Origin of the sequence: Rhizobacter sp., assembly GCF_031412075.1 — a bacterium.
Taxonomy (GTDB): domain Bacteria; phylum Pseudomonadota; class Gammaproteobacteria; order Burkholderiales; family Burkholderiaceae_C; genus Rhizobacter.
The window spans coordinates 1-12,567 of record NZ_JANOCG010000139.1 but is presented as its reverse complement, the minus strand read 5'-3'; the positions used below and the strand labels follow the sequence as shown (position 1 = coordinate 12,567).

The 12,567-nt window shown below is 66.5% G+C and carries 12 protein-coding genes; 5 read left to right on the top strand and 7 right to left on the bottom strand.

Annotation, left to right across the window (positions count from 1 at the left end; genetic code table 11):
* On the bottom strand, nucleotides 1-1,110 hold a 1,110-nt coding region (locus RMO40_RS05180; protein ID WP_309717264.1), incomplete at its 3' end, for a DNA topoisomerase.
* A gap of 140 nt (nucleotides 1,111-1,250) precedes the next feature.
* Between RMO40_RS05180 and RMO40_RS05175 the strand changes: the two genes are divergently transcribed.
* Genes RMO40_RS05175 through RMO40_RS05165 form a run of 3 tightly spaced genes read left to right on the top strand, consistent with a single transcriptional unit; the run spans nucleotide 1,251 to nucleotide 3,373 of the window.
* Nucleotides 1,251-1,781, top strand: a complete 531-nt coding sequence (locus RMO40_RS05175) for an SET domain-containing protein-lysine N-methyltransferase (RefSeq protein ID WP_309717262.1) — start codon at nucleotides 1,251-1,253, stop codon at nucleotides 1,779-1,781.
* 9 nt (nucleotides 1,782-1,790) lie between these two features.
* A complete protein-coding gene (locus RMO40_RS05170) occupies nucleotides 1,791-2,717 on the top strand; it encodes a biotin--[acetyl-CoA-carboxylase] ligase (RefSeq protein ID WP_309717258.1) in 927 nt (308 codons plus the stop codon).
* The gene (locus RMO40_RS05165) at nucleotides 2,711-3,373 is read left to right on the top strand and encodes a hypothetical protein (protein WP_309717255.1); all 663 of its coding nucleotides are present in this window, start codon (nucleotides 2,711-2,713) and stop codon (nucleotides 3,371-3,373) included. The genes RMO40_RS05170 and RMO40_RS05165 overlap by 7 nt, the downstream gene beginning before the upstream one ends.
* On the opposite strand, the gene RMO40_RS05160 is transcribed toward RMO40_RS05165, so the two are convergent.
* The 5 genes from RMO40_RS05160 to tkt form a co-directional block, all read right to left on the bottom strand.
* Nucleotides 3,329-4,960: a S8 family serine peptidase gene (locus RMO40_RS05160; RefSeq protein WP_309717252.1), complete on the bottom strand. Its 1,632-nt coding sequence runs from the start codon at nucleotides 4,958-4,960 to the stop codon at nucleotides 3,329-3,331. The genes RMO40_RS05165 and RMO40_RS05160 overlap by 45 nt on opposite strands.
* A 61-nt stretch (nucleotides 4,961-5,021) precedes the next feature.
* Nucleotides 5,022-6,989 carry a S8 family serine peptidase gene (locus tag RMO40_RS05155; RefSeq protein WP_309717249.1) on the bottom strand — a complete coding sequence of 656 codons (1,968 nt, stop codon included), beginning with the start codon at nucleotides 6,987-6,989 and terminating at the stop codon, nucleotides 5,022-5,024.
* A 50-nt stretch (nucleotides 6,990-7,039) separates the two neighbouring features.
* Entirely contained in the window at nucleotides 7,040-7,384 is a 345-nt protein-coding gene (locus RMO40_RS05150) for a hypothetical protein (protein ID WP_309717246.1), read from the bottom strand.
* A gap of 143 nt (nucleotides 7,385-7,527) precedes the next feature.
* Nucleotides 7,528-8,526, bottom strand: a complete 999-nt coding sequence (gene gap, locus RMO40_RS05145) for a type I glyceraldehyde-3-phosphate dehydrogenase (RefSeq protein WP_309717243.1) — start codon at nucleotides 8,524-8,526, stop codon at nucleotides 7,528-7,530.
* Nucleotides 8,527-8,649: 123 nt separating this feature from the next.
* A complete protein-coding gene (gene tkt / locus RMO40_RS05140; protein WP_309717240.1) occupies nucleotides 8,650-10,677 on the bottom strand; it encodes a transketolase in 2,028 nt (675 codons plus the stop codon).
* Between the two features lie 57 nt (nucleotides 10,678-10,734).
* Here tkt and speD point away from each other — a divergent pair, with 57 nt between their 5' ends.
* Nucleotides 10,735-11,124, top strand: coding sequence for an adenosylmethionine decarboxylase (gene speD, locus RMO40_RS05135; RefSeq protein ID WP_489660112.1), 390 nt, complete (start codon nucleotides 10,735-10,737; stop codon nucleotides 11,122-11,124).
* Complete coding sequence (murU, locus tag RMO40_RS05130) at nucleotides 11,121-11,816, top strand: N-acetylmuramate alpha-1-phosphate uridylyltransferase MurU (RefSeq protein WP_309717234.1); 696 nt, start codon at nucleotides 11,121-11,123, stop codon at nucleotides 11,814-11,816. The genes speD and murU overlap by 4 nt, the downstream gene beginning before the upstream one ends.
* A 9-nt stretch (nucleotides 11,817-11,825) precedes the next feature.
* Here murU and dmeF read toward each other — a convergent pair.
* Nucleotides 11,826-12,567, bottom strand: a 742-nt coding sequence (gene dmeF / locus RMO40_RS05125) for a CDF family Co(II)/Ni(II) efflux transporter DmeF (protein WP_309717232.1), incomplete at its 5' end; no start/stop codon positions are given.

Sequence of the window (12,567 nt, the reverse complement as noted above, 5' to 3'; positions counted from 1 at the left end):
CGCGTGCGTGGCCAAGGCCTTCAGCGGGCCGGGCATGTCTTCGGTGGCGATCATCTCCATGGTGTTCTTCACCACGGCCACATAGTCTTCGGGCAGGTGCTTGCTGTCGGTACGCGGGTAGGTCAGGGCCTTGTGCTTTTCATACAGGGCCTGCGCGATGGAGAGCGTGGTCTTGGCACTGAAGCCGAAGCGCGAGTTGGCTTCGCGCTGCAAGGTGGTCAGGTCGTAGAGGCCGGGCGCGCTCTGGGTGCTGGGCTTGCTCTCTTCCGTCACCGTGGCGGGCTGGCCGCGTGCTGCGTCGGCAATGGCCTTGGCGTCTTTTTCGTTCCACACGCGGTCGGCGCGCGCTTCGGCGTCGTCGGGGTTCTTCTTCCACTTGGGGTCGAACCATTTGCCGTCGTACTCGCCGGCCTGGGCGGCAAACGTGGCCTTGATCTCCCAGTAGTCGCGGAAGACGTGCTTGCGGATCTTTTCCTCGCGCTCGACCACGATGCTCAGCGTGGGCGTCTGCACGCGGCCCACGGTCGTGAGAAAGAAGCCGCCATCGCGCGAGTTGAACGCCGTCATGGCCCGCGTGCCATTGATGCCCACCAGCCAGTCGGCCTCGGAGCGGCAGCGTGCCGCGTCGGCCAGCGGCAGCATCTGCTTGTCGGTGCGCAAGTTGTCGAAGCCGTCGCGGATGGCGGCGGGCGTCATGCTCTGCAGCCACAGGCGCTTGACCGGGTGCTTGCTCTTGCTGTGCTGCTGGATCAGCCGAAATATCAGCTCACCTTCACGGCCCGCGTCACAGGCGTTGATGAGTTCGGTCACGTCTTTGCGCTTGACCAGCTTCACTATTGCCGAGAGCCGGCCCTTGCTCTTGTCGATGGGGTTGAGGTCGAAGTGCGGCGGGATCACCGGCAGGTTGGCAAAGCTCCACTTGCCGCGCTTCACGTCAAACTCTTCCGGCGCCTTGATCTCCAGCAGGTGACCCACCGCCGAGGTGACGAGGTGATGCTCGCCTTCGAAGTATTCGTCGTGCTTCTCGAACTTGCCTGCGGTGGGCGTGAGGGCGCGCACGATGTCCTGTGCGACCGACGGCTTCTCCGCAATGATCAACGCTTTGCTCATGGCTCTTTCTGTGTTCTGGGCGCCGATGGTCGGCGCTCTCTCTACAATCCGGGCTTCTCGCGCGTATACGCGTGCGCACACATGTGCGGGCACACACGCACCCACGCGCACCCATGAATTCAATGTACCCAATCAAACCGATGACGCAAGCCCAAGGCGCCAAGACCACCGCCAAGACCCGCACTTCAACCCCACCGAGCGCCCCACCCGCTGCCAAGACCGGTGGCCGCCGCATCCAGGTGCGCCGCAGCGGCGTGCATGGCAAGGGGGTGTTTGCGGTGGCGCCCATTTCCAAGGGCGAGATCATCATCGAATACAAGGGCGAGGTCATTTCCTGGCCTGAAGCCCTGCGCCGCCATCCGCACGACCCGAAAGACCCGAACCATACCTTCTACTTCGAACTCGAAACCGGGGACGCCATCGATGCCAAGCATGGCGGCAACGCGGCACGGTGGATCAACCACGCCTGCAAGCCCAATTGCGAGGCTGACGAAATCAATGGCCGTGTTTTCATCAAGGCCTTGCGCGCGCTGAAAGTCGGCGAGGAGCTGTTTTACGACTATGGCCTCTCGATCGACGCCCCCTACACCGCCAAGTTGAAGAAAGAATATGAATGCCGCTGCGGCGCCAAGAGCTGCCGCGGCACCATGTTGTCGCCGAAGAAGAAATAAGCCACGCCGATGAACGAACCGATGCAATGGGGCGCCGAGTCGCTGTGGCAACAGCTGGAGCCGCTGTTGCCGGGCCTCAGCGTCGAGGTGGTTGCGCGCAGCGCCTCCACCAACACCGCGCTGCTCGAGCGCGCCCGTGTGCGCGTGGAGCCGGCCACCGACGAACTGGTGCAGGTGCGCAAGAGCGTCGAGAGCGCTGCGTTCGGCCGCCGCGCCGCCGACGTGCAGCCCTGCCTGCTGGTGGCCGAGCACCAGACCGGCGGGCGTGGCCGCATGGGCCGGGTGTGGCAAGCCGCTGCTGGGGCGTCGCTCACCTTTTCGCTCTCGTTGCCGATGAACCCGAGCGACTGGTCGGGCCTGTCGCTCGCAGTCGGTGTGGCGCTGGCCGACGCCCTGGAGCCGCCGGGCGCCGCAGGCCCGGCGCGCATCGGGCTGAAATGGCCCAACGACCTGTGGCTGATGGACGGTGCCGATGGCGCCACGCCGGGCCGCAAGCTCGGCGGCATCCTGATCGAAACCGTGATGGCGGGCTCGACGCGCCTGGCGGTGGTGGGCATCGGCCTGAACGTGTTGCCCCAGCCGCTCGAGGAGCTCAGCAGCGGGTATGCCTGCCTGCAAGAGCTCGACCCCGCCGCCTCGGCCCCGTGGGCGTTGCTGCGCGTGGCCGCCCCGCTGGTGCGGGCGCTGCGCGAGTTCGAACGCCACGGCTTTGCCCCCTTTGCCGAGCGCTTTGCCGCCCGCGACCTGCTGCACGGCCGGGCCATCACCACCAGCCAGGCCAACCTGCCCGAGGGGGTGGCACAAGGCGTGTCGGCCACCGGCGCGCTGCGGGTGCAAACCGAGAGTGGGTTGCACGAGGTGAGCAGCGGCGAGGTGAGCGTGCGGCTCGACCGCGGCGCCGGCGCACCCGACACCGAAAGCCCCGATTCATGCTGAGGCTGCTGGTGGTGGTGCTGGTGCTGGCCAATCTGGCCTTCTACGCCTGGACGCAGGGCCTGCTCGACAACGTGGTCGGCGTGCGCTCGCACGGCGACCGCGAGCCCGATCGGCTGACGCGCCAGGTGAGTCCCGAGGTCATACGCGTGATGTCGCCGGCCAGTGCGGTGGCGGCGAGCGAAACGTCCACCGCTTGTCTGGAAGCCGGGCCCTACACCCCGGCGCAGATCGCGGCGGCCGAGGGCGTGCTGCAAACCGTGTTGCCAGCGGGCAGCTGGGTCAGCACCAAGACCGAAAGCCCTGCCGTCTGGATCGTCTACATGGGCAAGTACCCCAACCGCGAAGCCCTGCAGAAAAAGACCGACGAGTTGAAGCGGCTGAAGATCAGCTCCGAGGAAGTGCGCAACAACCCCGAGCTGGAAGACGGCCTGGCGCTCGGCCGCTACGACAACCGCGCTGCCGCCGACAAGGCACTGGCCGAGGTGGCCCAGAAAGGCGTGCGCACCGCGCGGGTGGCAACACTGTCACCCGCGGTACTCACGCACAGCCTGCGCGTGGAACGCGCCGACACCACCTTGCAAAGCCGCTTGTCGGGGCTGCGCGCCGAGGCGCTACTCGGCAAGGCGTTTGGGCCCTGCCCCAGCCCCCGGCCCTGAAGCGCGGCGAGCCAGCACCAGCACGGCCAGCGCCAGGCCGGTGAGCCAGGCCCAGCCCAGGGCACCACCGCCGCTGTCGCCGTTGTTGCCGGGAGGCACAGTCACCGGCGGCGTGCCGATGGCGTAACGAACTGCCGCCTCGGCGTCGAGCACGCCCGCACCGCAGGTGCTGGTGGTGCACACGCAGGCACCGGGGTCATTGACCGAACAGAGAGGCAGGTTGCTGGCCTGGGCATGCGGGCGCGCGGTGGTCTGCAAGCCACCGATGATCTGCGGCACGCTGAGCCGCGAGTTGGCGCTCAGCATCAGGCTGATGACGCCGGAGACGACCGGCGCAGCAAAGCTGGTGCCGAACATGCGGCCATACGTCGCCGTGCCCGGTGACTCGGCACCGTCATTGAAGACGGTCAGCAGGCCGTCGTCGATGTCGGGGTCACCCCCCACGGTGGAGATGATCACCCGCGCGCCGAAGTTGGAGTAGCCCGCCTTGAGGCCGTCGCGCGCCAGCGCCGCCACCCCGACCACCCCGGCGCAGCTGGCCGGACGGGTAGGCGCGGTTTGTTCGTTGCCGGCGGCTGCCACGACCACCACACCAAGGGCGGCCAACTCGTCGATGGTGTCTTGATAGTGGTTATCGCAGGGGCGGTTGCTACCGAAGCTGATGTTGATGATGCGCGCCGGGTTGAGGTTTCGTGGCGCGTCGACCACATCCAGGCCGGCCGCCCAGCGCATCCCAGCGACGATGTCGTCCACGGTGGCACCGCACTTGCCGGCCACCCGCACCGGCAGCACACGGCCGTTCCAGTTGATGCCGGCCACGCCGATGGTGTTGTTGGTGGAGGCAGCCACCATCCCGCTGATGATGGTGCCGTGCCAGGAGCTAGGTTGCGCCGTGCAGATGGTCGAGGGATACCGGGGATCGTTATCAATCTCGTTTTGGGTCACCCAATCGCCCGGGTCCGAGGGGTCGGTGTCGCGGCCGTTGCCGTCGTTGGCGTATGCCGCATCTAACACGAAGTCGTAGCCCGTCAGGGTGCGCCCGGTCAGATCGGGGTGGTTCGTGATGCCGGTGTCGAGCACGGCCACCACGGCGGCGGCGCGGCCCAGCTCCAGACCCCAGGCGCTCTGCACGCCCGGTGCCCCATAACTTGGCGGCAAGCCGCCAGCGAATTCGCCCGCCGGGCGCAACCACCACTGGCCCGGGTCGGCACCCGAGAAGAAGGGGTAATAAAGATCGTTGGGCACCGGCGCCGCCTGCAACAGGCGCTCGCGTGTATTGAGCTCGACCCACTCCACATCAGGCTGGCTGCGCAGACGATCGGCCAGCGACTGCGCTTCGGCCAGGGGCAACTGGCGCCCAAAACTGAAATGCTGGGCGGCACGGCCGGCCGGTCGACTGCGCACCTCGGTCATGCGGGTGGCTTGCAGCACACGGTCCAGGCGACCGGTTTCGGCCGAACGCGCAGAGGCGCTCAAGGCCGCCATGCGCTCATGGGTGGGAGCATTCTTGAACTTGACGATCAAGCCGTCGACCGGCTGGGCCATCGCGACACCCGCCCACCCGAGAACCGCGGACGCCGCCAGCAAGGCACGGAGCCCGGCAGCAAAACAACAACGCATGAACCTGGCTCCTTGCGACCTCAAACGGTCATTGGTGCAACGGCCGGCGGCGCACGGCCGTTGACACAGGCTGCACGCGCAGCCGCTGGCTCCGCTGCCACTGCAGCGCCACCACACCCATTGCCAAACCCAGCAGCCAGGCGAGGCCAAGACCACCGCCGCCGCTGTCGCCGCCGCCGGTGACGAGCGGGGGTCTGGTCGGGGAAGCGGTGGCCCCAATGCGAATGGTCACGTCGCGCGTTTCCACGTTCATAAGATCATCTGTCAGCGACAGGCGAACCACGAGGTCGCCATTGGCATCGGCTCGCAGGACCAAGGTCGAGGCGTTGCTGGCACTGGTGATCGTGGCAGAACTTGAGCCGCTCAGAATGGTCCAGGCGTATGTCACGGTACGGCCAGCAGGGATGACACTGGCCGACGAGTCCAACGTGAACGAGGCTCCGACAGTGACCGCCGAGGCGTTGTAAGAAACGACCGGGATCAGCTGAGCTGATGTCACGACCCGGGCCAACGCAGCACCGGCATCCAACAAGCCCGCGCCACAGGTTGAGGTGGTGCAGTAACACTCGCTGTCTTGCGGAGTCGAACTCGGTGCCTGGCAGGCACTCACCCCCGCCCCTGCTCCAGTGTTCGGAAATGCCCTGGCGGAGGCTCGCAGGTGCGCTAGCACTTGTACCGGGGTCAGGGTGGGATCGGCCGACAACATGAGCGCGGCGGTGCCGGCAACCAAAGGCGCCGCAAAACTGGTCCCGACTGAAATGTTGTTGCCGTCCGAATAGGTGTTGGTGCTCGGGCTCGTCGCTCCCGAGTTGGTAGCCGTGAGCAACGGATAAAGGCATGCCCCCGTGGTGTTGACGCAATTTCCAGCCGGCGCACTCAATGCCACCTCAGGGCCCAAGCTTGAAAAGCCAACTTTGGTCCCGGTGTGACGCAGACCCGCAACCCCGATCGCACCAGGGCAATTGGCGGGGGACCCAACCGCCAAACCGTCGTTCCCAGCCGAGACCACCACGACAGCCCCAACGCCGTTGATGGCAGTGATGGCGTCGGAATAAGGTGTACCGCAAGCCCCAACCCCGCCGAGGCTCATGTTGAGCACACGCGCTGGGTGCGCATTGGCTGGCACACCTGGAACAGTCAGCCCGGCAGCCCAACGCATGCCTGCAACGATGTCGGAGTCGTAGCCGCCACACTTCCCGAGCACGCGCACGGGAACGATCATCACGTCGCCAGCCAGGCCCGCCATGCCCACGCCGTTGTTTGCGGCCGCACCGATCAGGGCAGACGTCTGAGTGCCATGCCAGCTGCTGTCTTCCACCGTGCAGTCAGTAGGACTGAAGTCGCCACTGGCTTGGTCAGCACTACTGATCCAGTCGCCTGGGTCTGAGGCATCGGCATCACGGCCATTGCCATCGTTCGCTGTGGCCACGTCGGTCACGAAGTCGTAACCCGGATAAAGCTTGACCGCGAGGTCGGGGTGATCGAACCGCACGCCCGTGTCCAGCACGGCGACCACGACACCCGCTCCCGTCGCCAGGTTCCAGCCCGCTTCAGCATTAACGGCCGAGACAACATCGGCGCTCGGTGCCCTGAGATACCACTGCCCCGACACCGGCCCGCCACTGACGAGCGACACGCTGGTGTAACGCGGGTCGTTGGGCGGTGCAAACCGGCGACGGCGCTGGTCGGGCACGGCGTATTCCACGTCGCTCTGGGCGGCCAGCCGCTGCGCCAGCTCGGCCGAGCCGATGCCCGTGGCGGTGACCACCTGCATGCGCTCGCTCACGGCAGCACCCGCTGACAAGGCCAGACCCACGCGCGACGACAGCGACGCCGCCCGCTCGCTGGTGGCCGGAGCCGACAAGGCCTGGCGGCGCAACAGCGGCGAGTCGGCCTTGAACTTGACGATGACGCGCGCCTGGGCGGGCGCCGCCGGGGTGGTCTGCGCCATCAGCGGGGCATGCAAGCCGATCGGCGCCAACAAGAGCGCGCTCATTGCAACAAGGGTGGGCCAGGGTCGGCGCATGGAAAGCTCCTGCAAGGGCATCAAGATGGGACGGAAGAAGGGGTGTGCGGCCTGCGGCGCTCGTCGCGCTGCACCGCTTCGAAGAAGGCGGTGTCGGCCTGCAGGCGCTGCAGCGCCGCATTGCAGCGCGCCTCGTCACCGCAGGCGAGGCTCAAGCCGTGCCACTGCGGGCTGGCAGCCGTGACGTAACGCACCGGCACGCCGCTCACCTGGCCGGCGCGCTGCACGATCAGGGTGGTGTCGTTTTGAGGCTGAGCGGTTTTGACCAGCACACGCCATTCGGCCGCTGGTGCAGGCTCTGTGGCCGCGCACGCGGCAAGGCCGGCACTGAGGGCCAAGGGCAAAAGCGAGGCAACGCGGGGCATGGTTGCCCAGTGTAGGCACCCTCGCACCCATAACGCCAACTGGATATCCCACGTCACCCAATGAGACATCTGGTTTCAGCAAATGCTGCACAAAAGCAAAAAGGCCTCTTGCGAGGCCTTTTCGAAACCGCTCTGCCTAGAGGTCACCTGGCGATCACACGCACCATCTCCAACACCTTGTTCGAATAACCCCACTCGTTGTCATACCAGGACACGAGCTTGACGAAGGTGCTGTCGAGCGCAATGCCGGCATCCGCATCGAAGATCGAGGTGCGCGGGTCACCGCGGAAGTCGGTCGCCACGACCTTGTCTTCGGTGTAGCCCAGCACGCCCTTCATGGCGCCTTCCGATTGCGCCTTGAACTCGGCGCAGATCTCCTTGTAGCTGGCTTCCTTCAACAGCTCGACGGTCAGGTCGACCACCGACACGTCGGAGGTCGGCACGCGGAACGACATGCCGGTGAGCTTCTTGTTCAGCTCGGGAATCACCACGCCCACGGCCTTGGCCGCACCGGTCGACGACGGGATGATGTTTTCCAGAATGCCCCGACCGCCGCGCCAGTCTTTGTTGCTCGGGCCGTCGACGGTCTTTTGGGTGGCGGTGGCCGCGTGCACGGTGGTCATCAGGCCGCGCTTGATGCCCCACTTGTCGTTCAGCACCTTGGCCAGCGGGGCCAGGCAGTTGGTGGTGCACGATGCGTTGGAGATGATGGCCTGGCCCTTGTAGGTGCCGTGGTTCACGCCGTAGACGAACATCGGCGTGTCGTCTTTCGACGGGGCCGACATGATCACCTTCTTGGCGCCGGCGGCCAGGTGCTTCTCGCCACCTGCCTTGTCGAGGAAGAGGCCGGTGGCTTCGACCACGATGTCGGCACCCACCTCGTTCCACTTCAACGCAGCCGGGTCGCGCTCGGCAGTCAGGCGGATCTTCTTGCCGTTGACGACGAGCGTGTGGCCGTCGACCGACACGTCACCCTTGAAGCGACCATGCACCGAGTCGTACTGCAGCATGTAGGCCAGGTAGTCGGGCTCGAGCAGGTCGTTGATGCCGACGATCTCGATGTCGTTGAAGTTCTGAACAGCCGCGCGGAACACCATGCGCCCGATGCGGCCGAAGCCGTTGATGCCGATCTTGATGGTCATGTAACTCTCCTGAGGGACAACAAAAACTTGAACTCTTTCCCGCTCCGTTCGCCCTGAGCTTGTCGAAGGGTGGTGCGCAGGTCACCCAGGCTTCGACAGGCTCAGCCCGAACGGCCGTCGGCTTCAGCGCTTGGTTTGCAACACCGCTTTCACGGTGTCGGCCACATTCTCAGCAGTGAACCCGAAGTGCTTGAACAGCACCGGCGCCGGCGCCGACTCGCCGTAGCTGTCGATGCCGACCACCGCCGCGCAGCCGTACTTCCACCAGCCGTCGGTCACGCCCATTTCGACGGCGATGCGTGGCAGGCCTTGCGGCAACACGCTGGTTTTGTAGGCTGCGCTCTGGCGGTCGAACACGCTGGTGCTGGGCATGCTGACCACGCGCACGGCGATGCCGCTTTTTGCGAGCTGCTGTTGGGCGTGCAAGGCCAGGCCGACTTCGGAGCCGGTGGCGATGATCACCGCCTGGGCCTTTTTCTTCAGGCCCACTTCGCTCGGCTCGGCCAGCACATAAGCGCCCTTGGAGATGTCTTCCAGGCCGCCCTTGGGGGCGTAAGGCAGGTTCTGGCGCGACAGCAGCAGCGCACTCGGGCGGCTCTTGTTTTCGATGGCGCAGGCCCAGGCGACCACCGTTTCGGCGGTGTCGGCCGGGCGCCAGACATCGAGGCCCGGGATCAAACGCAGCGAGGCCGCGTGCTCGATCGACTGGTGCGTCGGGCCGTCTTCACCCAGGCCGATGCTGTCGTGCGTGAAGACATGGATCACGCGCTGCTTCATCAGCGCGGCCATGCGGATGGCGTTGCGGCTGTAGTCGCTGAAGGTGAGGAAGGTGCCGCCGTAGGGGATGAAGCCACCGTGCAGCGCCACGCCGTTCATGATGGCGGCCATGCCGAACTCGCGCACGCCGTAGTTGATGTGGCGACCGCCGTTGGCCGCGCCTTGCTCGTCAAAGCGCAGGGGCGCGGTGCTGCTGGTGTTGGTGAGGTTGGAGCCGGTCAGGTCGGCGCTGCCGCCGAGCAGCTCGGGCAGGGTCTTGGTGAAGCTTTCGAGCGCGAGCTGGCTGGCCTTGCGGCTGGCGACCGTCTCGGCCTTGGTGTGGGCGGCCACGGCCGCGTCGACCGCGGCCTGGGCCCAGTTTTTGGGCAACTCGCCATCGAGGCGGCGCGCCAGCTCCACGGCCAGCTCGGGGTGGGCCTTGGAGTAGGCCTCGAAGGCGTCGACCCAGCGGGTTTCGGCGGCCAGGCCGTTTTGCCGAGCATCCCAGTTTTCGTAGGCCTCTTCGGGCACGACAAAGGGCTCGAAGCTCCAGCCGATGGCGTCGCGGGTGAGCTTGATCTCATCGGCGCCGAGTGCTTCGCCATGCGCCTTGGCGGTGCCGGCTCGGTTGGGCGAGCCCTTGCCGATGACAGTCTGCGCGCAGATCAGCGTGGGTTTGTTTGACTTCTTGGCCTGCGCAATCGCGGCGTCCACGGCGTTCACGTCATGGCCGTCAACCTTGGCGATGACGTTCCAGCCATAGGCTTCGAAGCGCTTGGGCGTGTTGTCGATGAACCAGGGCGCGACCTTGCCGTCGATGGAGATGCCGTTGTCGTCGTAAATGGCGATCAGCTTGTTGAGCTGCCACGCGCCTGCGAGCGCGGCAGCTTCATGGCTGATGCCTTCCATCAGGCAGCCGTCACCCAGGAACACATAGGTGTGGTGGTCGACGATGGCATGGCCATCGCGGTTGAATTCTTTGGCGAGCAGCTTCTCGGCCAAGGCCAGGCCCACGGCGTTGGTGAAACCCTGGCCCAGCGGGCCGGTGGTGGTCTCGATCCCGGGGGTGATGCCCACCTCGGGGTGGCCCGGGGTCTTGCTGTGCAGCTGGCGGAAGTTGCGCAGCTCGCTCATCGGCAGGTCGTAGCCCGACAGGTGCAGCAGCGCGTAGATGAGCATCGAGCCGTGGCCGTTGCTCAGCACGAAGCGGTCGCGGTTGGCCCACTGCGGGTTGGCGGGGTTGTGTTGCAGGTGTCGGCCCCACAGGGCGACGGCGATCTCGGCCATGCCCATCGGGGCGCCGGGGTGGCCGGAGTTGGCTTTCTGCACGGCGTCCATCGCCAGGGCACGGATGGCGTTCGCCATCAAGGAAGTGTTGGAAGCGATGGCGGTCATGGGCTCGCGGCTGGGATGGGGAAACCGGGCATTTTACGGGGCCTCGATAATTGGCCGATGCACGGTCTGCACCTCACCGCCGATTTGAGGGAATGCTCCACGGAGTTGCCCTTGATGACCGACCCCCACGCCTTGCGCAGCCTGTGCCTGGGTGCCGTGCGTGATGCCGCGCTGCAACCCGTGGGCGAACTCTTCCACACCTTTCCCGGCAGTCACGAACAAGCGGGCGGCGTGACGGGCGTCGTGTTGCTCGCCGAATCGCACCTCGCGGTGCACACCTGGCCCGAATTGAATGCCGTGACGCTCGACGTGTACGTGTGCAACTTCGGCGCCGACAACACGCACAAGGCACATGCTTTGATCGACCTGCTGCTCGCCGCATTCAAGCCCACCCAGGTGGAGCGCCACGCGCTCGAACGGGGCCGTGAACCCGAAAGAGCGGCATGAAGGCGCTGATCCTGGCCGCTGGCCGCGGCGAACGCATGCGCCCGTTGACCGATCACACACCGAAGCCGCTGCTGGTGGTGCGCGGCAAGCCGCTCATCGTGTGGCACCTCGAAGCGCTGGCGCGCGGCGGTGTGCACGAGGTCGTGATCAACACCGCCTGGCTCGAAGAGCGCATCGTCGACACGCTGGGCGATGGCTCGCACCATGGGGTGTCGATTCGCTACTCACTCGAAGGCCGCGACCATGGTGGCGCGTTGGAAACAGCGGGCGGCATGGCCAAGGCCGTGCCGCTGCTCACCGATGCATCGAACGATTGTTTCTGGGTCGTCTCGGGTGACGTGTTCCTGCCGGGCTTTGAGTTCGACGCGGGCGCCGCGCAACGATTTGCGCAGAGCGGGCGAGACGCCCACCTGTGGCTGGTGCCCAATGCGCCGCACCACCCGCTGGGCGACTTTGGCGTCGACGCACAAGGCCTCGCTTCACGCCACGTCGAACCGCGCCTGACCTGGGCCAGCGTGGGCCTGTTCCGCGCGTCGATCGTGGCCGGCGTGTCGGTGGGCCAGAAGCTGCCCCTCACGCCCTTGCTGCAAGCCGGCGCCGACGCCGGGCGCATCAGCGCGCAACGTTACGACGGGCCTTGGACGGACGTGGGCACGGTCGAGCGCTTGAACACACTCAACGCAGTCGGCTGATCGGCGGCGTCACGCGGGCGCGTGGAGGCAACGGTTGACCTCGATGGCCACGTGCACCAGCTCAGCATGCACCTTCAGCCGCTCGCGGTAAACCGAAGGCGCCAGCGGCGCATCGGCCACGATGCAGACCTCGGCCGCAAAGGCCTCGCGACCCACGCGCCACACGTGCAGGTCGGCCACCTTGGCGTCGCCATCGGACTCGATGGCCTCGCGCACTTCCTGGGTCAGCGGGTTGTCCATCTCACGGTCGAGCAGCACGGCGGCCGACTGGCGCATCAGGCCCCAGGCCCACACGCCGATCACCACCGCGCCCAGCACACCCACCAGCGGGTCGAGCCAGGTCCAGCCCAGCCAGACCGCCGCCGACAAGGCGGCAATGGCAAACACCGAGGTGAGCGCGTCGGCCATCACGTGGGCATAGGCGGCGCGCAGGTTCAAGTCTTGGTGACCCGGGTGGGCATGTTCGCCATGTCCGTGGCCGTGGTGCGCATGGTCGTGGTGGTCGTGGTGGCCATGCTCGTGCCCATGGCCACCTTGCGCGCCATGCAGCAACCACGCCGACACCAGGTTGACCCCCAGCCCGACCACCGCGATCACCAGCGCCGTCTGCGCCTCGATCGGTTCGGCCCGCCACAAACGCACCAGGGATTCGACCGCGATGCCCAGCCCCACCACACCCAGCACCAGCGCGCTGGCAAAGCTGCCCAGCACCTCGATCTTCCAGGTGCCGAAGGCGTAGCGGGTGTCGCCG